The 25786-nt window shown below is 68.4% G+C and carries 19 protein-coding genes, 1 pseudogene and 2 riboswitches; of the genes and pseudogenes, 7 read left to right on the top strand and 13 right to left on the bottom strand.

The window, feature by feature from the left end; all coding sequences use genetic code 11:
- Positions 1-36 precede the first annotated feature (36 nt).
- The 5 genes and pseudogenes from hda to Q0263_RS04480 all read left to right on the top strand — a co-directional run bounded on the left by hda (position 37) and on the right by Q0263_RS04480 (position 4059).
- Positions 37-759, top strand: a complete 723-nt coding sequence (gene hda, locus Q0263_RS04500) for a DnaA regulatory inactivator Hda (RefSeq protein ID WP_298013724.1) — start codon at positions 37-39, stop codon at positions 757-759.
- A gap of 76 nt (positions 760-835) precedes the next feature.
- Entirely contained in the window at positions 836-1540 is a 705-nt protein-coding gene (locus Q0263_RS04495) for an HAD family hydrolase (protein WP_298013722.1), read from the top strand.
- Positions 1541-1550: 10 nt separating this feature from the next.
- Positions 1551-2933: a polynucleotide adenylyltransferase PcnB gene (gene pcnB, locus Q0263_RS04490; RefSeq protein WP_298013720.1), complete on the top strand. Its 1383-nt coding sequence runs from the start codon at positions 1551-1553 to the stop codon at positions 2931-2933.
- Between the two features lie 70 nt (positions 2934-3003).
- A pseudogene (gene folK / locus Q0263_RS04485) lies at positions 3004-3513 on the top strand (2-amino-4-hydroxy-6-hydroxymethyldihydropteridine diphosphokinase); the annotation flags it as partial.
- A 30-nt stretch (positions 3514-3543) separates the two neighbouring features.
- Positions 3544-4059, top strand: a complete 516-nt coding sequence (locus Q0263_RS04480) for a dihydrofolate reductase (protein ID WP_298014215.1) — start codon at positions 3544-3546, stop codon at positions 4057-4059.
- A gap of 82 nt (positions 4060-4141) precedes the next feature.
- Here the strand turns inward: Q0263_RS04480 and Q0263_RS04475 are convergent, their stop codons facing one another.
- The 13 genes from Q0263_RS04475 to apbC form a co-directional block, all read right to left on the bottom strand.
- Positions 4142-4354: a 4-oxalocrotonate tautomerase family protein gene (locus tag Q0263_RS04475; RefSeq protein ID WP_298013718.1), complete on the bottom strand. Its 213-nt coding sequence runs from the start codon at positions 4352-4354 to the stop codon at positions 4142-4144.
- Positions 4355-4467: 113 nt separating this feature from the next.
- Positions 4468-5217 carry an SDR family NAD(P)-dependent oxidoreductase gene (locus tag Q0263_RS04470; protein ID WP_298013716.1) on the bottom strand — a complete coding sequence of 250 codons (750 nt, stop codon included), beginning with the start codon at positions 5215-5217 and terminating at the stop codon, positions 4468-4470.
- A 119-nt stretch (positions 5218-5336) separates the two neighbouring features.
- Positions 5337-6029 (bottom strand): YafY family protein, encoded by a 693-nt coding sequence (locus tag Q0263_RS04465; protein WP_298013714.1) that lies wholly within the window; start codon positions 6027-6029, stop codon positions 5337-5339.
- Positions 6030-6114: 85 nt separating this feature from the next.
- Positions 6115-9000 (bottom strand): aminomethyl-transferring glycine dehydrogenase, encoded by a 2886-nt coding sequence (gcvP, locus tag Q0263_RS04460; protein ID WP_298013712.1) that lies wholly within the window; start codon positions 8998-9000, stop codon positions 6115-6117.
- Between the two features lie 15 nt (positions 9001-9015).
- The gene (gcvH, locus tag Q0263_RS04455) at positions 9016-9387 is read right to left on the bottom strand and encodes a glycine cleavage system protein GcvH (protein ID WP_298013710.1); all 372 of its coding nucleotides are present in this window, start codon (positions 9385-9387) and stop codon (positions 9016-9018) included.
- Positions 9388-9478: 91 nt separating this feature from the next.
- Positions 9479-10561: a glycine cleavage system aminomethyltransferase GcvT gene (gcvT, locus tag Q0263_RS04450; protein WP_298013708.1), complete on the bottom strand. Its 1083-nt coding sequence runs from the start codon at positions 10559-10561 to the stop codon at positions 9479-9481.
- A gap of 38 nt (positions 10562-10599) precedes the next feature.
- A riboswitch (glycine riboswitch) is annotated at positions 10600-10706 on the bottom strand.
- 12 nt (positions 10707-10718) lie between these two features.
- Positions 10719-10814: riboswitch (glycine riboswitch) on the bottom strand.
- Positions 10815-10881: 67 nt separating this feature from the next.
- Positions 10882-12105 (bottom strand): CoA transferase, encoded by a 1224-nt coding sequence (locus Q0263_RS04445; RefSeq protein ID WP_298013706.1) that lies wholly within the window; start codon positions 12103-12105, stop codon positions 10882-10884.
- Positions 12106-12135: 30 nt separating this feature from the next.
- Positions 12136-13569: an aminoacetone oxidase family FAD-binding enzyme gene (locus Q0263_RS04440; RefSeq protein WP_298013705.1), complete on the bottom strand. Its 1434-nt coding sequence runs from the start codon at positions 13567-13569 to the stop codon at positions 12136-12138.
- A gap of 59 nt (positions 13570-13628) precedes the next feature.
- The gene (locus Q0263_RS04435) at positions 13629-15893 is read right to left on the bottom strand and encodes an arginine/lysine/ornithine decarboxylase (protein WP_298013703.1); all 2265 of its coding nucleotides are present in this window, start codon (positions 15891-15893) and stop codon (positions 13629-13631) included.
- 80 nt (positions 15894-15973) lie between these two features.
- Positions 15974-16537, bottom strand: coding sequence for a dCTP deaminase (dcd, locus tag Q0263_RS04430; protein ID WP_298013701.1), 564 nt, complete (start codon positions 16535-16537; stop codon positions 15974-15976).
- A gap of 76 nt (positions 16538-16613) precedes the next feature.
- A complete protein-coding gene (locus Q0263_RS04425) occupies positions 16614-20168 on the bottom strand; it encodes a translocation/assembly module TamB domain-containing protein (RefSeq protein WP_298013699.1) in 3555 nt (1184 codons plus the stop codon).
- Entirely contained in the window at positions 20165-22057 is a 1893-nt protein-coding gene (locus tag Q0263_RS04420) for a BamA/TamA family outer membrane protein (protein WP_298013698.1), read from the bottom strand. The genes Q0263_RS04425 and Q0263_RS04420 overlap by 4 nt, the downstream gene beginning before the upstream one ends.
- Positions 22057-23142, bottom strand: coding sequence for an iron-sulfur cluster carrier protein ApbC (gene apbC / locus Q0263_RS04415; protein WP_298013696.1), 1086 nt, complete (start codon positions 23140-23142; stop codon positions 22057-22059). Before apbC ends, Q0263_RS04420 begins: the two co-directional genes overlap by 1 nt.
- 163 nt (positions 23143-23305) lie before the next feature.
- On the opposite strand from apbC, the gene Q0263_RS04410 reads away from it, so the two are divergent.
- Both Q0263_RS04410 and metG read left to right on the top strand, forming a co-directional pair.
- Positions 23306-23581, top strand: a complete 276-nt coding sequence (locus Q0263_RS04410) for a hypothetical protein (protein ID WP_298013694.1) — start codon at positions 23306-23308, stop codon at positions 23579-23581.
- 103 nt (positions 23582-23684) lie between these two features.
- The gene (metG, locus tag Q0263_RS04405) at positions 23685-25754 is read left to right on the top strand and encodes a methionine--tRNA ligase (RefSeq protein ID WP_298013692.1); all 2070 of its coding nucleotides are present in this window, start codon (positions 23685-23687) and stop codon (positions 25752-25754) included.
- Positions 25755-25786 lie beyond the last annotated feature (32 nt).

Below are 25786 nucleotides of genomic sequence, written 5' to 3'. Positions count from 1 at the left end.
TGGCCTGATTTTACGATGAACTCCGGCCCGGTGAGCATGACACAGCAACTGTTACTGGACATCCTGCCCGGGGCCTTGCCCACCCTGGAGGGTTTCATCGCCGGCGCCAACCAGGCCGCCGTCGACGCCGTCGGCGCTTTGTCTCCCGGCCACGCCCTGTATCTGTGGGGCGGCCCCGGGTCCGGGCGCAGCCACCTGCTGCGGGCCCGCGCCCAGGCGCAGGGCGGACATTATCTGGACGCCCGCACCCCGGCGCGCTGGCTGCAGGCCCTGGCCACGGACGAGGACCGCGCCCTGACGCTGGTGGCCGTGGACGACGTGAACGACCTGAACGACGCCGCTCAAGCGGCCCTGTTCGCCCTGTTCAACCGCTGGCGGGCCGCCGCCAGCACCCCGGACGCCTTCGCCCTGCTGACGGCCGGCGACCGCGCGCCCCTGACCATGCCGCTGCGCGAGGACCTGCGCACCCGCCTGGGCTGGGATCTGGTCTTTCGCATCGAACAGCTGTCCGACGAGGACCGCGCCCAGGCGCTGCGCGACCGCGCCCTGCAGCGCGGCCTGAAGCTGCCCGACGACGTGCTGCACTGGATCCTGATCCACCACGACCGCGACATGGGGCGCCTGACGGCCCTGATCGACGCGCTGGACCAATATTCCCTGGCCCGCCACCGCCCCGTCACCCTGCCGCTGCTCAAGGACCTGCTGGCGGGATCGCCGGCCGGCGGCAAACCGCTGCCGGACGAGCCGGCCGCCGAATGACCCGGAACCGGCCGCACGCCCCCTCACCGACCCGCGCCTCGCGCCCCCCGCCCACCGACCGATTGACGACATGCCCATGACCGCTCCCTCCCACCTGGCTCTGTTCGACCTGGACCACACCCTGCTGCCCTTCGACAGCGACTATCAATGGGCGGAATTCCTGGCCCGCACCGGCCGCGCCGGCGACCCGGCCCTGGCGCGCCAGCGCAATGACGATCTGATGCGCCGCTACAACGAAGGCACGCTGTCCGCGGAAGAAGCCGCCGATTTCATGCTGGGCCTGCTGCGCCTGGGCGAACCCGCCGAACTCGCTGTGTGGCATCAGGACTACATGCGCGAAGTCATCCTCCCCGGCCTGCTGCCCGCCGCCCGGGCCCTGGTGACCGACCACCAGGCGCGCGGCGGCCTGTGCGCCGTCGTCACCGCCACCAACGCCTTCGTGACCGCGCCCATCGCGCTGGCGCTGGGCATCGACCACCTGATCGCCACCGTCCCGCAACGCGACGCCGACGGCCGCTACACGGGCCGCATCGAAGGCACGCCCAGTTTCAAGGCGGGCAAGGTGCTGCGCGTGCGCGACTGGCTGCAGGCCCAGGGCCTGCAGATGGAAGACTTCGCCGAATCCTGGTTCTACAGCGATTCGATGAACGATCTGCCCCTGCTGGAAGCCGTCACCCACCCCGTGGCGACCAACCCCAGCCCGGCGTTGCGGGAACTGGCCCAGGGTCGCGGCTGGCGCATTCTGGATCTGTTTGCGGACATGCAGGATACAAAGTCTTAAAATACGCGCCATGCTCAAGCAGACCATCAAACATTTCGTCTCGCGCCTGTTTGCCACGCCGCCCAGCGGTCCGGCGCGCCTGTCCCGCGACAAACACGGTATCGACCGGCGGCTGGTGTCGCGCCACGCGATCAAGGTCTGCGAGGTCCTGAACCAGCAGGGCTTCGACGCCTACATCGTCGGCGGCGCCGTGCGCGACCTGATCGTGGGCCTGCAGCCCAAGGATTTCGACGTCGCCACCAACGCGACGCCCAACCAGATCCGCCCGCTGTTCCGCCGCGCCCGCATCATCGGCAAACGCTTCCAGCTGGTGCATGTGGTGTTCGGCCAGGAAATCATCGAAACCTCCACGTTCCGCGCCCCTGCGTCCGGCGAAACCGACCAGCATGGCCGCATCCTGCGCGACAATGAATTCGGCTCCCACGAAGAAGACGCCGCCCGGCGCGACTTCACCATCAACGCGCTGTACTACGATCCCCTGAAGGAAGAAGTCATCGACTTCCACCAGGGCGTGGCGGACCTGAAGAACCGCGTGGTGCGCATGATCGGCGACCCGGAAACCCGCTTCCGCGAAGACCCGGTGCGCATGCTGCGGGCGCTGCGCTTCCAGGCCAAGCTGGGGGCCCGCATCGACCCGGCCACCGAGGCCCCGATCATGCGGCTGGCGTCCCTGGTCGAACACGTGCCGGCCTCGCGCCTGTTCGACGAAACGCTCAAACTGCTGACCTGCGGCCACGCCATGGATTGCCTGCGCGAACTGCGCCGCTCCGGCCTGACCAAAAGCCTGATCCCGCTGATCGACCGCATCTTCGAAGAAGAAGGCGGCGAAGCCTTCGTGGAAATCGCCCTGTCGCGCACCGACGCGCGCGTGCGGGCGGGCAAGCCCATCAGCCCCAGCTTCCTGTTCGCCGCCCTGCTGTGGCGGCTGGTGCAGAAGCGCTGGACCACGCTGCTGGCCCAGGACGTGCAGCGTAACGAAGCCCTGATCCGCGCCGCCGACTCGGTGATCGACGAACAGATGGACAAGCTGGCCATCCAGCGCCGCCACCAGGCGGACATGCGGGAGATCTGGCTGATGCAGGCGCGTTTCGAACGCGCCACGGTGCGGTCCATCTGGCGCATGATGGAACAGCCCCGTTTCCGGGCTTCCGTGGATTTCCTGCAGCTGCGCGCCGAAGCCCGCGAGGTCGACAGCGTGCTGGCGCAATGGTGGATGGACCTGGCCGACAGCGGCGACGAGCGCCGCAGCCAGATGATCGACACCTGGCAGGCCGGCCACGCCGGCGCCCGGCGCGTGGGCGCGACGCGCAAGCGCCGGCGGCGGCGCAAGCCGGGCGACGCCTCATCCGACGCGACCCCGTCCCGCGACGGGGCGCCCGATCAGACTGCCTGACGTCCCGCCGGACCGACCCCGGCAGGCGGGCGCCCGCCCGCCTGCCATTCACCCGCCTTCGCGAATCCCCATGAACGGACACACCCCAGATCCCGGTCGGGACCAGCCCGATGCCGTCGTGGCCTATATCGGTCTGGGGGCGAACCTGGGCGACGCCGCCGGCGCGGTGCGCCAGGCGGCGGCCGAACTGGCGGCCACGCCCGGCATCATCCGCCTGAGGCTTTCGCCCCTGTACGGCACCGCGCCGATGGATTCCTCCGGCCCCGATTACGTCAACGCCGTGGCGGAAATCCGGACCCGGCTGGATGCGCGGCATTTGCTGACCGCCCTGCAGGCCATCGAACAGGCCCATGGGCGCGAACGCCCCTACCGCAACGCGCCGCGCACGCTGGACCTGGACCTGCTGTGGCATGATGGCCGGACGATCGAGGAATCCGACCTGATCGTGCCGCATCCGCGCATGCACGAACGGGCGTTCGTGCTGCGTCCCCTGATGGATCTGGCGCCCGGCCTGGTTCTGCCCCAGGGCGATCTGCCGGCCTTGCTGGCGCGCTGCGCTGACCAGGTGATCCGGCCCTTGTCCGTCCCCACCATCTCCAGGAAATCCGCAATGTCCGCCCTGCCCCCCATCCGCCTGGTCGTCGCCTACACGGACAACCGCGTCATCGGGCGCGACGGCGGCATGCCCTGGCACCTGCCGGGCGATCTGGCGCATTTCAAACGCAGCACCCTGGGCCATCCGATCCTGATGGGGCGCAAGACCTGGCTGTCGCTGGGGCGCCCCCTGCCGGGACGGCGCAATCTGGTGCTGACCCGGGATGCCTCGTTCGAGGCGGCCGGAGCCGAATGTTTCGCGTCGCTGGATGCCGCCCTGGCGGCCTGCCGGGACGCGGAGCGCATCTGCGTGATCGGCGGCGAGCAGATCTTCCGCCTGGCCCTGCCGCTGGCCGACGAACTGATCGCCACGGAAATCCACGCCCGGATCGACGGCGACACCTGGTTCCCGGAACTGCCCGCCGGGCAATGGCGGGAAACGGAACGCCTGCCCCAGCCGGCCGGCGACGGCGGGCTGAGCTACGATTTCGTCACGTACCGGCGCATCCCGGCCACGGAAGCCGCCGCCTGAAGCAGCGGCCACCTCGCGGCCTGCATACCGCTCGGATTCGCCAGGCACGAATCAGTCCGCAGAGACTGGCCCGTGCCCGGGTTCATGCACCCGCTTTGGCCCGGGCACGGATGGCGGTGACGGGCTCGCCCGCGATGCCCCAGTTGTCGGTGTCGATTTCCTCGATGACCACGAACGTGGTCTTGGGATTCTTCCCCAGCACGTCCACCAGCAGCTGGGTGGCCCCTTCCATCAGGCGGGCCTTCTGTTCGGCCGTGACCCCTTCCCGGGTGATCTTGATGTTCACATACGGCATGGTCTGTCTTCCTCGATCTGTAAGGATTATCCGGGCGATAGCTTAAGTCAATTTTCGATCACCGTGCGGCGCCCGCGAAGGGAGCCCGAACGCTGGCCGCAGGGGCCGAGGCCTCATCGGGCGGTGTAGCCGCCGTCAATGGCATGCACGCTGCCCGTCATGAACGAGGCCCGATCGCTGAGGAGATACGCAACCAGGTCGGCCACTTCCTCGCGGGTGGCGAGGCGTTTGACCGGATGCGCGCCGGCCATCCAGTCCGTGACTTCTTTTCCGGAACGCTCGATTTTCGGCGTGGCCACGTAGCCGGGAGCAACCGCGCAGACCCGGACATTCGATTCCGCCAATTCCAGTGCGGCCGATCTGGTGAGCCCGATGATCGCATGCTTGGCGGCCGTGTACGCGGACATCCCCGCCAAGCCGACCAGACCGTTGGCGGAAGACATGTTCACGATGGCGCCCCCGCCGTTTCTCAACATGGCGGGTATCTCGTATTTCATGCTGTGGAACACGCCCGTCAGATCGGTTTCCAGCACCGTCCGCCACGTTTCAACGTCCAGTTCCTGAAGCGGCACGCCGGCCGGCCCCGGAATGCCGGCGCAGTTGGCCGCCAGATCCAGCCGGCCATACCGTTCCACGATACGCTCCACCGCCAATTCGACGGCGGCGGGGTCGCGCACATCGGCTTCGATGCCGAGAACGCGCTCTCCCGACGGGTCGATCCGGCGGCAGACCGCGGCCACCGGACCCATGCGCCGGCTGAGCAGCGCAACCGAAGCGCCCCCGGCCAGAAGCCGGGCGGCGACGGATTCGCCGATCCCGTCTCCGGCGCCGGTGACCAAGGCGACTTTTGCTTGCAGATCCATGAGTTCCTCCCACAGCAGACTCCGGGGCATCGCCAAAGATCGACGCGCCCGACACCTGCCATGCTAGGAGGCTTCACTGTCAATTCATGGCAGTGGCGTGATGCGGCCGCCCGACTCTGTCAGGGCGCTGCGGGGATGCCTTCCTGTTCCCGCCACTGCCGCAGCAGAACCGGCCGGGGCACGGGATAGCGCTCATCCAGAACGCTCAGAGCCATGATCCTGTCCACGCGAAAGTGCCGCAGCGCCTGGCGCTGCTCGCACCATGCGGCCAGCATGCGGACATGGTCGAAGAAGCCCAGCGCGAAAGGCCAGACGATGCGCCGGCTTTCGTTCCCTTTCAGATCCCGGTAGCCGATGAGCAGCTTCCGCTGCTGCCGCATCGCCTTGCGCAGTATCGGCAAGCGGGCCTGCTCGTCCGAAGGCGCATATTCTGGCCCGACCAGCAGCGCCTCGTCGTCCAGCGATCGACGCAGGTCCGCGGGCAAGACCGCGGCGATTTTCGCCAGGGCATTCTGAGCGTCGCGCGCCAGTTCCCGGTCCGTGCGCTGCGATACCCAGCGAGCCCCCAGCATGAGCGCGTCCAGTTCCTGCGCGGAGAACATCAGCGGCGGCAGCAGGAAGCCGGGACGCAGCACATAGCCGATGCCGGGTTCTCCCTCGATGTGCGCCCCCTGCGCCCGCAGACTGGCGATGTCGCGGTAGAGCGTGCGCAAGCTGATGCGCAGCTCCGCCGCCAGCGCCGCGCCAGTGACGGGAAAGCGATGGCGGCGCAGGCACTGCATCAGTTCCAGCAGACGTTCCGAGCGAGACATGACGAGCCCGCAATAAAAAAGGCCCCACCGGATCGGTGGGGCCGCGGTCGAGACCTATTCTAGGCCGATTCGACCTTCATGCCCATCAGGCGACGGCCGGGGCCTGGGAGGCGTAGGACTCCACCGGCGGGCAGGCGCAGCTGAGGTTGCGATCCCCCCAGGCATTGTCCACGCGGGACACGGGCGGCCAGTACTTGCGGGCCGCCATGCCGGGCAGCGGATAGGCCGCCTGTTCGCGCGTGTAGGGGTGGGTCCAGTCCTGCGCCAGCAGCACGGCCGCCGGGTGCGGGGCGTTGACCAGCACATTGTCTTCCAGGGGCTGCTCGCCGCGTTCGACGGCGGCGATTTCCTGGCGGATGGCGATCATCGCATCGATGAAGCGGTCGAGCTCTTCCACCCCTTCGGATTCGGTCGGTTCGACCATCAGGGTGCCGGCCACCGGGAAGCTCATGGTGGGGGCGTGGAAGCCGTAGTCCATCAGGCGCTTGGCGATGTCCTCGGCGCCGATGCCGCTGGCGTCCTTGATCGGGCGGATGTCCAGAATGCATTCGTGCGCCACCCGGCCCTTGGGGCCGGCCGCGTACAGGATGGGATAGTGCGGCGCCAGCCGGGACGCCAGGTAATTGGCGTTCAGGATGGCCACCTGGGTGGCGCGGCGCAGGCCGGCCGCCCCCATCATCATGATGTACATGGTGGAAATCGGCAGGATGCTGGCGGACCCGAACGGCGCGGCCGAGACCGGGCCGGACTGGCCGGCCGGCAGGCGGCCGTCTTCGCCCACGATGCCCGGCAGGTACGGCGCCAGGTGCGCGCGCACCGCCACGGGGCCCACGCCCGGGCCGCCGCCGCCGTGCGGAATGCAGAAGGTCTTGTGCAGGTTCAGGTGGGACACGTCGGAGCCGAAGCGCCCCGGACGGGCCACGCCCACCATGGCGTTCATGTTGGCGCCGTCCAGGTAGACCTGGCCGCCGGCTTCATGGATCAGATCGCAGATTTCGGCGACCGTGGTCTCGAACACGCCATGGGTGGACGGATACGTGATCATCAAGGCGGCCAGGCGGTCGCCCACCTGGGCGATCTTCGCCCGCAGGTCCGTCATGTCGATGTTGCCGTTGTCGTCGGACGCCACCACCACCACGTCCATGCCGGCCAGATGGGCCGACGCCGGATTGGTGCCGTGCGCCGAGGCGGGGATCAGGCAGACGTTGCGCTGATGTTCGCCATTGGCCTGGTGATAGCCGCGAATCGCCAGCAGGCCGGCGTATTCGCCCTGGGCGCCGGAATTGGGCTGCAGGCTGACGCGGTCATAGCCCGTGATTTCGCACAGGGCCGAGGACAGGCGCTCGATCATGTCCTGGTAGCCCTGGGCCTGGCCGGCCGGGGCGAAGGGATGCATGTGCGCGAATTCGGGCCAGGTGACGGGAATCATTTCCGCCGTGGCGTTGAGCTTCATGGTGCACGACCCCAGCGGGATCATGGTGCGGTCCAGGGCCAGGTCCTTGTCCGCCAGCGCGCGCAGGTAGCGCAGCATGTCGGTTTCGGACTTCACCCGGGAAAACGCCGGATGCGCCAGGATCGGACCCTGGCGGCGCAGAGCCGCCGGGACGCCGTCGCCCTCGGCGGCGAAATCGGGCGCCACGCGGGCGGCGCCGGTGCCGGCCGCCAGCACGCCCAGCAGGATCTCGATGTCGTTCTGGCCGACGGTCTCATCCAGGGACAGGGCGACGCAGTGTTCGTCGACCCGGCGCAGGTTGATGCCGCCATCGACGGCCGCATCCAGCACCGCCTGGGTGCGGGCGCCGGTCTTCAGGCACAGCGTGTCGAACCAGCTGTCGTTGCAGACGGTGATGCCCATGCCGCGCAGCGCCGCCGCCAGCTGGGTGGTATGCGTGGCCACGCGCTGGGCGATGCGGCGGATGCCGTCCGGGCCGTGCCAGACGGCGTACATGGAAGCCATCACGGCCAGCAGCACCTGCGCGGTGCAGATGTTGGACGTGGCCTTTTCGCGGCGGATGTGCTGCTCGCGGGTCTGCAGGGCCAGGCGCAGGGCGGATTCGCCCTGCGCGTCCTGCGACACCCCGACCAAGCGGCCGGGCAGGTTGCGCTTGTAGGCGTCCTTGCAGGCCATGAAGCCGGCGTGCGGGCCGCCATAGCCCATGGGCACGCCGAAACGCTGGGCGGAGCCCACGGCGATGTCGGCTCCCCATTCGCCCGGCGGCGTCAGCAGCGCCAGGGCCAGCAGGTCGGTGGCCACGGCCACGATGGCGCCCGCATCGTGCGCCTGCTTGGTCAGCGCCCGGTAGTCGGCCACGCCGCCCAGGCTGTGCGGATACTGCAGCAGCACGCCGAAGCAGTCCGGCAGGCCGTCGGCTTCGTCGCCGACCACCACGTCGATGCCGATGCCGGCCGCGCGGGTGCGCACGACTTCAAGCGTCTGCGGATGCACGTGGACGGACACGAAGAACTGGCTGGACTTGGAACGCGACACGCGACGGGCCAGAGTCATGGCTTCGGCGGCGGCGGTGGCTTCGTCCAGCAGCGAGGAATTGGCGATGTCCAGGCCGGTCAGGTCGGTGACCAGGGTCTGGAAGATCAGCAGGGCTTCCAGGCGCCCCTGGGAGATTTCCGGCTGGTACGGGGTATAGGCCGTGTACCAGGCCGGATTTTCCAGGATGTTGCGCAGGATGACGTGCGGCACGTAGGTGCCGTAGTAGCCCTGGCCGATGTAGCTGCGCAGGACCTGGTTGCGCGACGCAATCGTCTTCAGATCGGCCAGCGCCTCGACCTCGCCCAGCGGACCGGGCAGGTTCAGGTACGGGGCATCGGACAGAATGTTTTCAGGGACGACTTCGCGGATCAGGGCATCCAGGCTGGGCGCCCCGATGGCCGCCAGCATGGCCTGCTGATCGGTCTCGGACGGCCCGATGTGGCGGGCGATGAATTCGGAATGCGTGGCGGGGTCGCGCAGCATGGGGGTGTTCTCCGGTTAAACCTGGGCCTGGTAGGCGGCGGCGTCCATCAGGGCATCGGCGTCGGCCGCATTGTCGGGACGGATCTTGAAGATCCACTGGTCGTAGGCGGCCTCGTTGATCAGGGCCGGCTGGTCGTTCAGGGCTTCGTTGAAAGCCACGACTTCGCCCGCCACCGGCGCGTAGATGTCGGAGGCGGCCTTGACGGACTCGACCACGGCGGCGGTGTCGCCCGCCGCCAGTTTGGCGCCGACTTGCACGTCGCCGACGAAGACCAGATCGCCCAGTTGGTCCTGGGCATCGTCGGTGATGCCGACCAGGAAGCAATCGCCATCGGCCTTGACCCATTCATGGGAAGCCGTGTATTTGCGGTCGTTGGGAATGGACATGATGTACCCCGTGAATGTGATGGTGTGTCAGGAAAAAAATGATGCGGCGGACCGGCGGCCCGCACTCGTCAGGCTAACTCGCCGGATGCGTTCAGACCAGCGCCTTGCCGTTGCGCACGAAGGGCGGGCGCACGATTTCCGCCGGCAGCCATTTGCCGCGGATCTCGACTTCGGCGCGATCGCCCGGCGCGGAGCCGACAGGCACCCGGGCCAGGCCGATGGAAAAGCCCAGCGTCGGCGCCATGGTGCCGCTGGTCACTTCGCCTTCGCCCCGCGCCGTGCGCACCTTCATGTGGCTGCGCATGATGCCGCGTTCCAGCAGCTTCAGGCCGACCAGTTCGCGGACCTTCGCAGCGGATTCCAGGACGTCGCGGCCGATGAAGTCGCGGGTCTCGTCCTTGAACGACACGGTCCAGGCCAGGCCGGATTCCAGCGGATGGACGGTCTCGTCCATGTCCTGGCCGTAGAGGTTCATGCCGGCTTCCAGGCGCAGCGTGTCGCGCGCGCCCAGACCGCAGGGATGCACGCCGGCGGCCGCCAGCGCATCCCAGAACGCCTTGACGGCCGTGGCCGGCAGGACGATCTCGAAACCGTCCTCGCCGGTATAGCCGGTGCGGGCCACCAGGGTGTTCTCGTCCACCATCGTGCCGTTGAAGGGCTTGAGTTCCTGGGTGGCCGCCTGCCATTCGGGATGGACGGCCCAGACGATCTCGCGGGCCTTGGGGCCCTGCACGGCCACCATGGCCAGATCGCGCCGGGGCGTGATCGTGACGCCGAAGGGTTCGGCCTGCTCGCGCATCCAGGCGACGTCCTTGTCGGCCGTGCCGGCATTGACGACGATGCGCCAGCGGTCGGAGGCGAAGAAATAGACGATCAGGTCGTCGATGACGCCGCCTTCGGGGCGCAGCATGCAGGAATACAGGGCCTTGCCGGGCACGCCCGCGATCTTGGCGACGTCGTTGGCCAGCAGATGGCGCAGGAAATCGGGGGCGGACGCGCCCGCGACGTCGACGTTCAGCATATGCGAGACGTCGAACATGCCCACGGCCTGGCGCACGGCATGGTGCTCTTCCAGCTGGGAACCATAGGCCAGGGGCATGTCCCAGCCCCCGAAGTCGACGATTTTCGCGCCCAGGGCGACATGGGTATCAAAGAGGGGAGTCTGCGCAGACATGGGAGGGCTCCAAAACAATAGGGCGGCACACGTGCCGGCAGCGCCCTTCTGTCCTTTTGCCTGAGAGTTGCCCCACATCGCAGGGGTTCACCTTCGGCGCCCGCGCCCGCTGAAACGGGGGGCGGATCTCTCCAGAATGCTGCGATGCGCGTGCGGCATCATGCGAATGGTACGGGGTGCCTGAGCGATTCCGGGCGAATTGCGCCTTCGGCGGCCGTCTGGAACACGGACGGCGCTCTCCCACCCGCATCGGGTGACAGCAAGGGCAAAATATACCCTGAAATGGGGGTGTTCAACAATCGGCGCGCCGCCGGCCCGTTTCAGATCCAGCCCTGCCCGCGCCAGCGGGCGCGGGTGCCCGCATCCACGCCCAGGCGGTCCAGGATGGCCTCGGTATGCTGGCCCAGGGCCGGCGCCGGCGCATCGATGCCGCCCGGGGTCGCCGACAGCTTCGGCACGATGCCCGGCACCTGGCAGGGCGTGCCGTCGGGCAGCGGCTGGTCCAGGATCATGTCGCGGGCGCGGTAATGCGGGTCGGCGGCGATGTCGGCGATGTCGTAGATGCGCCCGGCGGGAATGCGGGCGGCATTCAGGATGTCCAGGACCTCGTCCTGGCTGCGGGCGGCGGCCCAGTCGCCGATGGCGCCATCGATCCGGGCGACCTGCGCCACCCGGCCGGGGTTGTGGGCCAGATCTGGATCGTTGCCCAGGTCGTCGCGGCCGATGGCCTGCATCAGACGGCGAAAGATGCTGTCGCCGTTGCCCGCGATCAGCACGTAGCCGTCGCGGCAGGCATAGGCATTGCTGGGGGCGATGCCCGGCAGGCTGCTGCCGGCGGGCTGGCGGACTTCGCCGAACGCCGCGTATTCGGGCAACAGGCTTTCCATCATGTTGAAGACGGATTCATACAGGGCCACGTCGATCATCTGGCCGACGCCATGCTGATCCCGGGCCCGCAGGGCCAGCAGCACGCCGATGACGCCGTGCAGGGCCGACAGGGAATCGCCGATGGACACGCCCACGCGCACCGGCGCGCGGCCGGGTTCGCCGCTTAAATGGCGCAGGCCGCCCATGGCCTCGGCCACCACGCCGAAGCCGGGGCGGTCCCGGTACGGGCCGGTCTGGCCGTAGCCCGACACCCGCAGCATGATCAGGCGCGGATTCAGGGCATGCAGATCGTCCCAGCCCAGCCCCCAGGATTCCAGGGTGCCGGGCTTGAAGTTTTCCACCACCACGTCGCATTCCGCCGCCAGGCGGCGCACCAGGTCCTGGATGTCCGGCTGGCGCAGGTCCAGCGTGACGGACTGCTTGTTGCGCGACTGCACCTGCCACCAGACGGACGTGCCCTGGTGCATCAGGCGCCAGTTGCGCAGCGGATCGCCCTGCCCTGGCGGTTCGATCTTGATGATTTCCGCGCCGAATTCACCCAGCATCTTGGCGGCGAAGGGGCCGGCGATCAGCTGGCCCATTTCGAGCACCCGGATGCCGCTCAGGGGCTTGGTCCCTTGCGGAATGGCTGGCTGGGCGTCTGCGCTGGTCGTCATGGCGGTCCTCGGGTGATGGTCGGAATGATTCTATCCCCACCCGGCGGGGTTTGCCGCGCGGGCCGCCGTCAGCGCCCGCCCGCAGGCCGCGCCCGAGGCCCAGGCCCACTGGAAGTTGTAGCCTCCCAGCCAGCCGGTGACGTCCACGGCCTCGCCCACGATATACAGGCCGGGACAGCGATGCGACTGCAGGCTGCGCTGGTCCAGTTCGTCGGTATCCACGCCGCCGCGCATGACTTCGGCCTTCTTGTAGCCGGCCGTGCCGGTGGGCCACAGAGTCCAGCCGTGGATGCCCTCGCCCAGCGCGCGCAAATGGCGGTCGGGCACATCGGCCAGACGCAGGCCGCCCAGGCCGCCCGCCGCGCCTTGCCCGCTTGCGTGGCGGGCGGACCCCGCCGCCGAGGCCCCCGCAGCGTCCTCTTGCGCCAGCCAGGCCTCGGCGAGGCGCCGGGGCCAGATGCCGGACAAAGCGGTCAGCAGCGTCTGGCGGCTGCCCGACTTGGCGGCCACCAGGGCATCGCCCATGGCCTGGCCCGGCGCCAGATCGATGCGGATCGGGTCGCCCGGCTGCCAATAGCTGGAGATCTGCAGGATGCCCGGACCGGACAGGCCCCGATGCGTGAACAGCAGGTCTTCGAGAAATTCGGCGCGGCCGGCCCCGCGCCGCGGCTTGCGGCCGGCGCGAGCCGGGCGCGCCGCCGCACCGCCATCCGGGGACGCGGGCAGCCCGCCCGGGCTATCCGGCGCCGACTCGCTACCCGGCAGGCCCGGCGCGGCGGCCCGATCCTCCGGCGCCCGCTGTTCGTGGGACAGACGCACTTCCAGGGCGACCCCGGAAAGCGCCGCATAGGGCTGCCAATGCCCGGCATCGAAGGTCAGCGGCACCAGCGCCGGGCGCGGCTCGACGATGCGCAGGCCGAACTGGCGGGCGATCCGCAGGCTGAAATCCGTGGCGCCCATCTGCGGGATGGCCATGCCGCCGGTCGCCAGCACCAGTTGCGCGGCCCGGATCGGCCCGACATCGGTGGACAGGGCGAAGCCGCCCCCCTCACGCGCCACGGATTGCACCCCGCACGGCATGCGCCAGGCCACGCCGCCCGCATCGCATTCCCGGCGCAGGACCTGGATGACGGATTCGCTGGAATCGTCGCAGAACAGCTGCCCGCGATGTTTTTCATGCCAGGACACGCCGTGCGCGCGCAGGAGATCCAGGAAATCCTGCGGCCCATAGGCCCGCAGCGCCGAGCGGCAGAAATCCGGATTGCGCGACAGGAACTGGGCGGGGCTGGCGCCCAGGTTGGTGAAATTGCAGCGCCCGCCGCCCGAAATGCGGATTTTTTCCGCCAGGCGCTCGGCGTGGTCGATCAGCACCACGCGCAGGCCGCGCTGGCCGGCGACGGCGGCCGCCATCATGCCGGCCGCCCCCGCCCCGATGACGGCGACGTCGAAACGGTCGCGGCTCACCCGGTCGTCCCCGCCATCGCGGCGCCCGATTCAGACGTGCGCATCAGGCCGGCGGGACGCTAGGCGTTCTCGTGGATGCAATCCACGTAGTAGTGGCGATGGCCGTGATCGTCGGTTTCATAGGCCAGGCCGTGCACGTCGGTCTCGAAGCCCGGGAACTGCTGATTGAATTCCTGGGTGAACTTCAGGTAATCGACGATGTCGCGGTTGAAGCGCTCGCCCGGAATCAGCAGGGGAATGCCCGGCGGATACGGGGTCAGCAGCACGCCGGTGACGCGGCCTTCCAGCTGTTCCACCGGCACGCGCTCGACCTCGCGGTGCGCCATGCGGGCGTAGGCATCGGCCGGGCGCATGGCGGGCACCATGTCGCTGAGATACACGCGCGTGGTCAGACGGGCGAAATCGTAATGGCGATAGGCCTCGTGGATTTCCTGGCACAGGTCGCGCAGGCCCATGCGCTCGTAGCGCTTGTGCGCCCGGCTGAATTCGGGCAGCACGCGCCACAGCGGCTGGTTGCGGTCGTAGTCGTCCTTGAACTGCTGCAGGGCGGTCAGCAGGGTGTTCCAGCGGCCTTTCGTGATGCCGATGGTGAACAGGATGAAGAAGGAATACAGGCCGGTCTTTTCGACCACCACGCCGTGTTCGACCAGATAGCGCGACACCAGCGCCGCCGGGATGCCGGTATCGGCGAAGGTCCCGGAAATGTCCAGCCCCGGCGTGACCACCGTGGCCTTGATCGGGTCCAGCATGTTGAAGCCGTCGGCCAGGTCGCCGAAGCCGTGCCATTCGTCGCCCGAACCCAGCATCCAGTCTTCGCGGTTGCCGATGCCCTCGGCCACCAGGCGGTTGGGGCCCCAGACCTTGAACCACCAGTCGTTCTTGCCGAACTCGGATTCGACCTTGCGCATGGCGCGGCGGAAATCCAGGGCCTCGCGGATGGACTCTTCGACCAGGGCGGTGCCGCCGGGGGGTTCCATCATGGCCGCGGCCACGTCGCAGGACGCGATGATGGCGTACTGCGGCGAGGTGGAGGTGTGCATCAGGAACGCTTCATTGAAGATGTTGCGGTCCAGCTTGCGGGTCTCGGAATCCTGCACCACGATCTGCGACGCCTGCGACAGGCCGGCCAGCAGCTTGTGCGTGGAGTGCGTGGCGTAGATCATGGTGTCGTGGCTGCGCGGGCGGTTGGGCCCGATGGCGTGCATGTCTTCGTAGAATTCATGGAACGCCGCGTGCGGCAGCCAGGCCTCGTCGAAATGCAGGGTGTCGATTTCCGAACCCAGCTTTTCCTTGATCATTTCCACGTTGTAGATGACGCCGTCATAGGTGCTTTGCGTCAGCGACAGGATGCGCGGGCGCTTGTTGGCGGCCTCGCGGGCGAAGGGATTGGCCTCGATCTTCTTGCGGATGTTCTCCGGATCGAATTCCTCCAGGGGAATCGGCCCGATGATGCCCAGGTGGTTGCGCGTCGGGCGCAGGAACACCGGGATGGCGCCCGTCATGGTGATGGCGTGCAGAATGGACTTGTGGCAGTTGCGGTCCACCACCACCACGTCGCCCGCCGCCACATTGGCGTGCCAGACGATCTTGTTGGACGTGGACGTGCCGTTGGTGACGAAGAAGCAGTGGTCCGCATGGAAGATCCGGGCGGCGTTGCGCTCGGATTCGGCCACCGGCCCGGTGTGGTCCAGCAGCTGGCCCAATTCGTCCACAGCGTTGCAGACGTCGGCGCGCAGCATGTTTTCGCCGAAGAACTGGTGGAACATCTGGCCGACGGGGCTTTTCAGGAAGGCCACGCCCCCCGAGTGCCCCGGGCAATGCCAGGAATACGAACCATCGGAAGCGTAATCCAGCAATTCGCGGAAGAACGGCGGCGCGAGGCTGTCCAGGTAGGCGCGGGCTTCGCGGATGATGTGGCGCGCCACGAATTCCGGCGTGTCCTCGAACATGTGGATGAAGCCGTGCAGCTCGCGCAGGATGTCGTTGGGGATGTGCTGCGAAGTGCGCGTCTCGCCATACAGGTAGATGGGGATGTCTTCGTTGCGGAAACGCAGTTCGCCGATGAAGGTGCGCAGGTTCTTGATGGCGTTGGCCACGTCTTCAGGGGAATCCTCGTCGAATTCCTCGTCGTCGATGGACAGGATGAAGGCGCTGGCGCGGCTTTGCTGCTGCGCGAAGGAACTGAGGTCGCCGTAGCTGGTGACGCCCAGGACCTCGACGCCCTCGGCCTCGATGGCCGACGCCAGCGCGCGGATGCCGAACCCGGAGGCGTTCTCGGAACGGTAGTCTTCGTCGATGATGACGATGGGAAAGCGGAATTTCATGGCAATCACCGTAAGGACCGCCTGCGCGGCCCGATATGCCCCCGTCCTGCCCCGGACCGGGAGCTTTCAGCGTTTGGAAATCAGGTGCGCGGCAGCGTCACCCCGTGTTGTCCCTGGTATTTGCCGCCCCGGTCGGCATACGAGGTCTCGCAGACCTCGTCGCTCTCGAAGAACAGCATCTGGGCGCAGCCTTCGCCGGCGTAGATCTTGGCCGGCAAGGGCGTGGTGTTGGAGAATTCCAGCGTCACGTGGCCTTCCCATTCGGGTTCCAGCGGCGTGACGTTGACGATGATGCCGCAGCGGGCGTAGGTGCTCTTGCCCAGGCAGACCGTCAGCACCGACCGCGGGATGCGGAAATATTCGACCGTGCGGGCCAGGGCGAAGGAATTGGGGGGGATGATGCAGACATCGCCCTCGAAATCCACGAAGGAACGCGCGTCGAAGGCCTTGGGGTCCACGATCGACGAATTGATGTTCGTGAAGATCTTGAATTCACGGGCGCAGCGCACGTCGTAGCCATAGCTGCTGGTGCCATAGCTGACGATCTTCTGGCCGTTCACCGCACGCACCTGCCCGGGTTCGAAAGGATCGATCATCCCGGCCTGCGCCGCGCGGCGGATCCAGCGGTCGTTCTTGATGCTCATGGACACCCTCAATGCAATATTGCCGTATTTTAAGAGAAAACCCCGGCCCGTCGACCCCGGCCTCGCCGAAGCCCGTTCAGTCCATGGAAAACCAGCGGTAGACCAGCGCCAGGCCGCTGACCGTGCCCGCCGTCATCTCGGCGCGCAGGCGCCGCGTCAGGCGGTAGCTCAGGCGTCCGACCGTGCCGGTCTGCGCCAGGGCCTGTTCCAGGCTGACGGTCAGGTCCTTGCTGAGTTTCTTGCTGGCCATGACAAAGCGCTGTTCGATGGGACTGGCGCCGCTGTCCAGGCCGCTGACGACGCTTTCCACGGGCAGGATGCTGCCGGTGCTGCCCAGCTCGCCCGAACGCATGCTCAGCTCGTCCAGGCCGAAGCGCTTATAGAAAGGCTCGCCGCCCGACAGGAAGGAGCTGCCCACCGAAAACAGCAGCGACATGTCGCCGCCGGCGTCGTCGGGGCCATGGCCCAGCAACAGCCAGGTCAGTTTCTCGGTTTCGCTGACGTCGGGAATCGACACCAGATCGATGCGCGGGCGCCGCGCGGTCCCGGCCACCTGCACGCCGGCCTGCACGGCCACGTCGGTGCGCAGCGCCTGGATGTCCAGCACGGGGTTGCCGATGTCGCCCTGGAAGGTGACGGTGCCGCGACGCAGCTGCAGGTGCTGGCCATAGGCGTCGATGGCCCCGCCCCGGGTGCGCAAGGCCCCCAGCGCGGTCAGCTTGCCCTGGTCCAGACGCAGGTTCAGGCTGCCCACCAGGCCGGAATCCAGGCCGTAGCCCGTCAGGTAGAAGCGCGGCCCCAGGTCGATGGTCAGATCGGCCCGCATGTCCAGCGGCGGGCTTTGCGCCGGCGCCGGCGCCGTCTCGCCGGGCTTGAGCACCACCACGTCGCCATCCAGCGAGGGGATGTTGTTCAGCATGTCCAGGTCGAACCAGCCCGCGTCGGCGGTGATCTTGCCGCTCAGGCCGATGCTCGGCAGGCTTGCGTCGATCAGCACGTCGCCCGAGATCATGGCGTAGCGGTCGGAACGCTGCAGGATGGGGTAGCGGGAAAAGGCGATCCGCACCTGTCCGGCATTGCCGTCCAGGTCCCATTGTCCGGACACGTCCAGCTGCCCGTTCTGGGCGTCCGGGTTCTCGGCGACCCAGGTCGCCGTGCGCCATTCCTTCGGGGCGACGCGGCGCACGGCGGGGAACCGCAGATGATCCAGCACCAGCCGCATGCCGTCGAAATGCGCCTGCAGGGTGCCGTCCAGCAGGCGCACCCCCTGGTCCGCGACCAGCAGCCGCATGTCCTCGCCCCGCAGGGGACCGCTCAGGGCCCAGCCGCCCCGCGCCAGGCTGCGACCGGTGATGTCGGCATGAATGGTGCCGCCGACCTCGGCCGCCCCGCCCAGCAGCAGGTTCACCCAGGCCAGGTCCTCGGATTCGGCCTGCAGGCGGACATGCTTTTCATCCTGGGGCCGGATGCCGATCCCCCCGCCCGGCGTGGCATGCAGCGGCGTGTCGGCCTGCAGGCGCATCCGGCCCATGTCGCGGGTGTCGATCCGCAGATCCAGGGCCGCGCGGCTGGCCGTGTCCGACGTCGGGCGGATGGCCACATCCAGCCTGGCGTTTTCCAGCCCCAACTGGATGGGCACGTCGCCCGGCACGATCAGGTCGCCGTCGGTGCGCGCCAGGTGGACGTCGCCCTGCAGCGTCCCCGCGAACTTCAGATGCCAGTCCAGGGCCAGCTGCAGGCGGCTGCGCCGCGCCTGTTCGGACAACGCGGTCTGCACGCCGCCCAGGCGGGAATCGGACGCGCCCAGCCAGGTCTGCAGCCGGGCGATGCGTTCCGGCGTGACGATCAGAGGGTCGATCCGGCCCTGGGTTTCCCACTGGCCCGGCTGGCCCGAGGACGCTTCATGCTGCAGCTGCAGGAGCGACTGGCCGTCCAGCAGGACATCCAGCGCCGCGCGACCCACCCGCCATCGGCCGGCGGAATCGTAGGCCAGGTCCACCGCGTTCAGGCTGCGCACCTGGGCGCCCGCATGGCGCAGCTGCAAGGCGGACAGGCGGCCCTGCCACCCGCTTTCCTGCGACCAGCCGCCCTCCAGCGCCAGCCGCGCATCCAGCGGCGAACGCCCGGGGACGCCGGCCTGGGGATGGGCCGGCGTGTAGTGGCCTTGCGCGGTCAGGCGATGCTGGCCCAGCGAGCCCTCCGTGTCCAGCTTCAGTTCGGCGGCGCCGGGGATCCCCGGCCACAGGGCGGTCAGGGCCGGCAGCGCGGCCTGCAAGGACAGGCGGGTCTGATTGGCGGACACTTCCCCGGCCAGCCGCAGGCGATCCGGCCCCAGGTTCAGCGCCACGTCCACCCCTTGCGCCCGCAGTCCCAACAGATCCAGCGGCGCCGTCCCGCCGACGCCCAGCAAGGGCCCTTCGGCCCGCGCCAGGCGGGCGACGCGGGCATGGCCGCCCAGGGCCTGGCCGTTCCAGCGGCTGGCGGGATCGATCTGCAGCGTCAGGCCCAGGTCCTGCATCTGTTGCGCGGCCGTCAGCCGCAACTGCAATTCGCCGCTCAGGTCCAGGCGGGTGGCGCCCAGTTCGCGGGGCAGCCACGGCGTCAGGACCAGGCCCCGGGCATTCAGCCTGGCCTGCACGGGGCGCAGGCCGTCCGCGTCCGGCTGGCCCGGCTGCACCTGCAGATCCAGCCCCGCCTGGCCCGGCAAGGTCAGCGCCAGCCGGGTCCGGCCCAGCGGAAAGGCCTGGGACGGAAAGACTTCGGCATCGGCCTGCAGGTCGGCGCCTTCGCCCCGCCCCCGGGCCTCGAGGTGAAACGCGTCCAGCGTCCCGCTCAGGCGCACGTCCAGGTCCACCCGGCACGGCGTCTCGTCCGAGGCATTGGCTGGCGCCGCCCGATCATCGCGCGCCGGGGGCGGCCCCTGCAGCAGGCGCCTGACGCAGACCGGCGACTGCGCGCTGCGGTCCTGGGCGGAGCCATGCAGATTCAGTTCGAAAGGCCAGGGGGCGGCCAGGCCGCGCAGGGCCAGATTGCCATTGGCCGACACCAGGGTGTCGCCATGCGCCAGCTGCAGCTGATCCAGCGTCACGGCCGCCGTATCGGCATCCAGCGTCAGCGCCGTGGAAACCGACAGCACTTCCACCGGCAGCTGCCCGGTCCCCAGTCTCAGCCCCAGCCCTCCCAGCGACAGGCGATCGACCCGCAGCCCCAGGGGCAAGGCCGGCATCCGGAAGGGCTCGGACGGCTCCTCCGCCGGACCGGCGGACGGCCGCACGGTCACGTCCACCCGCACCGCCGACAAGTCGTTGATGTGCAGGCGGCGGTCCAGCAGTTCGGGCCACAGGGCCTTCAGGTGCAGGCCCAGCACGCGCACGTCGGCATCCGGCAGGGACAGGCTCAGGCCTTCGACGTACAGACCGTGGCGGATGGACCCGCGCACCCCCTGGACCTGTCCGTCGAACTGGGCCGCGACCGTGCGCAGCAGCCAGCGGGTGCCGGTCGGGCTGGAGACGCACCACCAGGCGAAGCCGACGCCCAGGACGAGCACGGTCACCAGCGGCGGCAGGATCCACAGCCAGAAGATCCTGAGGCCGCGCCGCAGCCGTTCGCGCAGTCGGGCCAGCCGGGTCAAAACGCGATCCCCAGCGAGAACTGCAGGCGCAGGCGGCGGTCTTTCTGCGCCCAGGCCAGATCGACGTTGAACGGCCCGGCCGGGGTGCGCACCGCCACGCCGGCGCCGTAGCCCAGGTGCCAGTCGAACTGGCCAAAGGAAGGCGCCGCATCGCCGGCATCGACAAAGACATTGGCGCCCAGGATATCGGTGAAATAGTGGGTGTATTCGATGCTGGCGACGCCCAGGACGGGCGCCCCGATGACCGCATCGCCAAGCTGCAGGCCGATGCTCTGGTAGCGATAGCCGCGGATGCTGCGCGAACCGCCCGTGCGCCAGGAAAAGTCCTGCGGCAGCCTGTCGGTCTGCGACCAGACCTTGCCGATTTCGCCGCGCACGGTGAGCACGTCGCGGTCGCTGAGCGACCACCATTGCTGGGCGCGCAGGCTGCTGCGGTAGAACGGCTTGCCGTCATCCAGCGTCGTGCCCACCCCCAGGCCGAATTCGATCAGATTGCCCTCGCGGGGATCGTATTTGGCATTCACGTCGCGCCGCAGCCACTGCCAGGTCGCCGCCCAGCTGGGGACTTCGTAGTCGTAGGCCCCCGAGATCCGCGTCTTGTCGTAGGCGATCAGGGCGTTCCAGGTGGTTTCATATTCCACGCGGCTGTCGCCCGCGGCCTTGCGCTCCTGGGTGCGCTTCCAGCCCACGCCGGTGCGGCTGGTTTCCAGGCCCTCGATGTCCGAATGATCGTAGAGCAGCCCGAAGCTGTCCTTGTAGCCGTTCAGCGTGGGGGGCAGGTGCACGTCGAAGAACGCCCGCTGGCGCTTCATGTCCACCCCCGCCCCGGTCTCGATCCAGACCGGCAGGCCGTAGACGACGTTCTGCCGGTACAGGCCCTCGACCCGCACCCCGTGATCGCTGTCCGCCCCCAGGGACCCGCTGGCGTAGCGGGCGGGGGCTTCCGTCACCTGGACGCGCACGGGCAGGGTCACGGGATCGTCTCCCGCCGGGTGCGCCGCCATTGCCGCCTTGCGCTCATCGGGGTCGCGGCGCTCCGCGGCCTTTTCCTCCGGCGCCGCCCGGCTGCCGTCGACCAGGGTGACGAACGCCCCCCGGAAAAACGAGGTGGACTGCAGGGCCTGCTGCCAGTCTTCCAGCTTGGTCTGGTCGTAGGGATCGCCCGGGTCGTAGCGCACGTAGCGGCGGATCAGGGATTCCGGGACCCGCTTCAGGCCGATCACCTGCAGCTGTCCCAGGCGCACCGGCGGGCCGCTGTCGACGGTCACGTCCAGATCCGCCTTGGAGGCCTGGGGATCGACCACGGCCCGCGTCGGATCCAGGCGGGCGAAATAGAAATCCCGCTGCGCCACGGCGTCCAGCAGGCCGGACTTGGCGGTGTGCCAATCGTCGTTGATGAAGGGCATGCCCGGCTTCAGCAGCCAATTGGCCTTCAGGACGTCCCGGCGGCTGGTGTAGGCGGATCCCGCCAACGCCCCCTGGAACGACAGGCCCAGCTGGCGCACGCGGGTCCGGGTGCCCGGATCGATGGTGATGTCCCAGAACTCGCCGCCGTTCGGGGCGCCGTCGGAGACGTCCAGCGTGACCTTGGCGGAGAAATACCCCTGGGTCTGCAAGGCGGCCTGGGCCGCGTCCCAGGCCCGGCGGCGCAGGCGCGAGACTTCGCGGACGTCCTGGTCTTCCGCCAGGCGCGTGATGGCGCCGACGGCTTCGGTGATGGCCTGCAGGACTTTGGGGGGCGAGGAGCCGGGGTCGATGATGACCTCGGGGCGAGCCGCCTGGGCGGGCCTGCCGTTGGGCAGGGCCAGCAGCAGACAGACGGAACCGCAGACGGCCAGGCGCCGGGCCGATCGGCCCGTGACCCCGAAAGCAGTCCCTCCCCCCGGCATCAGGTCTTGCGGGCCACGACCCGGGGGCGCTCGCCAGAATCATCCAGCGGCTGACCCGCCACGTGGACCGCCAATTGATGGGCGATCTGGTGATACAGCGCCGCCGCCCGGCCCTCGGGCGAGGCTACCACGCTGGGCCGGCCCGAATCGGTCTCCTGACGGATGTCGAGCTGCAGCGGCAGAGACCCCAGCCACGGCAGGTGGTACGTGGCGGCCAGTTGGCGGCCGCCATCCTGCCCGAAAATGGGTTCGACGTGCCCGCAATTCGAGCATACGTGCACGGACATGTTTTCCACGATCCCCAACACCGGGACATCCACCTTTTGAAACATGATCAGGCCCTTGCGGGCATCGGCCAAGGCCAGGTCCTGCGGCGTGGTGACGATGACCGCCCCCGTCAGCGGAACCTTTTGCGCCATGGTCAAGGCAATATCGCCGGTTCCCGGCGGCATGTCCACAATCAGGTAATCCAGATCGTTCCAATTCGTAAGCGATAGCAACTGCGTCAGCGCCTGGGTGACCATGGGGCCGCGCCAGATGGCCGGACCGTCGTCATCCATCAGGAAGCCGATGGAATTGGCCTGCAGGCCGTGGCCCATCATGGGTTCCATGCTCTTGCCGTCGGGGCTTTTGGGCTTGCCCGACAAGCCCAGCATGATGGGCACGCTGGGGCCGTAGATGTCGGCGTCCAGCAGGCCCACCCGGGCGCCCTGGGCCTGCAGCGCCAGCGCCAGGTTCACGGCGGTGGTGCTCTTGCCCACGCCGCCCTTGCCGGAAGCCACGGCGATGATGTTGCGCACGGAATCCAGCGGCCGCAGGCCGCGCTGCACGGCATGCGTGGCGATCCGCGAACGGAAGCTCAGGGCGCCCAGCGGCGCCCCGGCGGCGGCCAGCGCCGTCCGGATGGCTTCGCCCAGGGCCTGTTCGCCATTGAATACGGGATAGCCCAGGGTTACAGTGATATCAAAGGCGTCGCCCGACGCGACGATCTGCAATTCGGATTCCGTCACGGCCAGGGATTTGCGGGTATCGGGATTGATGACCCGCGACAAGGCCGAACGGATGTCCTGGGGGGTGATGCTCATGGAAGATCCGGATGAAGACTATCGAAACCACAAGCATAGCGGATTCCCCTGGAAATCCACGGATTGACCCCAATATGCATGTGATCGCGCCCCTGCCCGGATCGAGCCGGGCGGCCCCGCCTCACGGCATGCAACTTTTTCCGGCCCTACAGGTCTCATTCTCATGAATCTCATTCAACAAATCCTGCGCGCCGCCCTGTTTCTGATCCTGGCCTTCTTCGGCCTGATCATGGCCATGGTCTTCATGGCCTCGACGGTCCTCGCCATCGGCATCCTCTACATCGTGGCCCGCCTGCAGGGCCGCCCCTTCGGGGTCAAGGCCTACTGGGCCGAACGCCGCCGTCCGCCGATGCCGCAGCGCCCGGGCGCCTGGCAGCGCACCGACACCCAGGCGCGCCGCCACGACGTCACGGACATCGAAATGCGTGAAATTCCCTGACGGGCTCCATCCACTAAAGGGCCGGCCGGGCGTCCGGCCCTTCGCCACGGCTCTGAGGGCGGGCTGATAGAATCAACACTTTTCGACCTTCCGCCCGCCCGCCATGTCGCGCACGATCTTCGTCACCACCGCCCTGCCCTACGCCAATGGGTCCTTCCACATCGGCCACATCATGGAATACATCCAGGCCGACACCTGGGTGCGCGCCATGCGCATGGCGGGCCACACGGTGCATTTCGTGGGCGCGGACGACGCGCACGGCGCCCCCATCATGCTCAAGGCCCAGGCCGAAGGCATCACCCCGCAGGCGCTGGTCGCCCGCTATGCCGGCGAACGGCCGAAGTACCTGAACGGCTTCCACATCCGTTTCGACCACTGGCACAGCACCGACACGCCCGAAAACGTGGAACTGTCCCAGGACATCTACCGCGCCCTGAAGGCGGCCGGCTTCATCGACACCCGGGAAATCGAGCAGTTCTACGATCCGGTCAAGGGCATGTTCCTGCCGGACCGCTACATCAAGGGCGAATGCCCGCGCTGCCACGCCAAGGACCAGTACGGCGATTCCTGCGAAGTCTGCGGCGCCGTCTACAGCCCGACCGAACTGATCGAGCCGTATTCGACCCTGACCAAGGCGCGGCCGGTGCTGCGCACGTCCGAACACTTCTTCTTCCGCCTGTCCGACCCGCGCTGCGTGGCCTTCCTGCAGGAATGGACCAACGGCCGGCGATCCGACGGCGCCGCCCGGCTGCAGTCCGAGGTCCTGGCCAAGACCCGCGAATGGCTGGGCACGGCCGAAGGCGCCGAGGCCAACCTGGCCGACTGGGACATTTCGCGCGACGAGCCCTATTTCGGCATCCCGATCCCGGACGCGCCCGGCAAATACTTCTACGTCTGGCTGGACGCGCCCGTGGGTTACCTGGCGTCCCTGAAGGCCTACTGCCGCAAGCAGGGGCTGGACTACGACGCCCTGCTGGCGCCGGACGGCGACACCGAGCAGGTGCACTTCATCGGCAAGGACATCGTCTACTTCCACGCCCTGTTCTGGCCCGCCACGCTGAAGTTCTCCGGCCGGAAAGTCCCCGACATGCTGCACGTGCACGGCTTCATCACCGTCAGCGGCGAAAAGATGTCCAAGAGCCGGGGCACGGGCATTTCCCCGCTGCGTTACCTGGACATCGGCATGGATGCCGAATGGCTGCGCTACTACATCGCGGCGAAACTGAACGCGCACGTGGAAGACCTGGACTTCAACCCGGACGACTTCATCGCGCGGGTCAACAGCGACCTGATCGGCAAATACGTCAACATCGCCAGCCGGGCGGCCACCTTCATCACCCGCCATTTCGACGGCGCCCTGGCCTATGCCGGCGACACGGACGCCCTGCGCGCCGAACTGCGCGCCTGCGCCGCCGAAGTCCAGGCCGATTTCGAGGCCCGCGAATACGGCCGCGCCATCCGCCGCATCATGGCGCAGGCCGACAAGATCAACCAGGCCTTCGACGCCGCCCAGCCCTGGGTGCTGGCCAAGGGCTTCGCCCAGGCCGAACCCGCGCAGAAGGCCGCGCTGCAGGACATCTGTTCCCGCGCCCTGGCGGGGTTCCAGGCCCTGTCGGTCATGCTGGCGCCGGTCCTGCCCGCGCTGACGGACCGCGTCGCCCGCGAACTGTTCGGCCGCGAACAGGCTTACGTCTGGACCGATGCCGACAGCCTGCCCACGCGCATCGCCGCCTTCAAGCACCTGATGCAGCGCGTCGACCCGGCGCAGCTGGACGCCCTGTTCGAGCCGCCCCAGGCGCCCGCCGCCGTCCCGGGCGGCGAGCCGATCGCCGACACCATCGACATCAAGGATTTCGCCCGCATCGACCTGCGCATCGCCCGCGTCGTCGAATGCGCGGAAGTGGAAGGCTCGGACAAGCTGCTGCGCCTGTCGCTGGACGTGGGCGAAGGCCGCCTGCGCCAGGTCTTTTCCGGCATCAAGTCCATGTACAAGCCCGAAGACCTGGCCGGCAAGCTGACCGTGATGGTCGCCAACCTGGCGCCGCGCAAGATGCGCTTCGGCGTCTCGGAAGGCATGGTGCTGGCCGCCAGCCACGCCGACGAAAAAGAAAATCCCGGCATCTACGTGCTGGAACCCTGGGAAGGCGCGCAGCCGGGCATGCGGATCCACTGATCCGGCCGGATCGGGCGTCCCGGCCCGCACAG

This window comes from uncultured Castellaniella sp., assembly GCF_937988725.1.
Classification (GTDB): domain Bacteria; phylum Pseudomonadota; class Gammaproteobacteria; order Burkholderiales; family Burkholderiaceae_B; genus Castellaniella.
The sequence above is the reverse complement of the archived record's forward strand: the minus strand, read 5'-3'. Positions and strand labels throughout refer to the sequence as shown.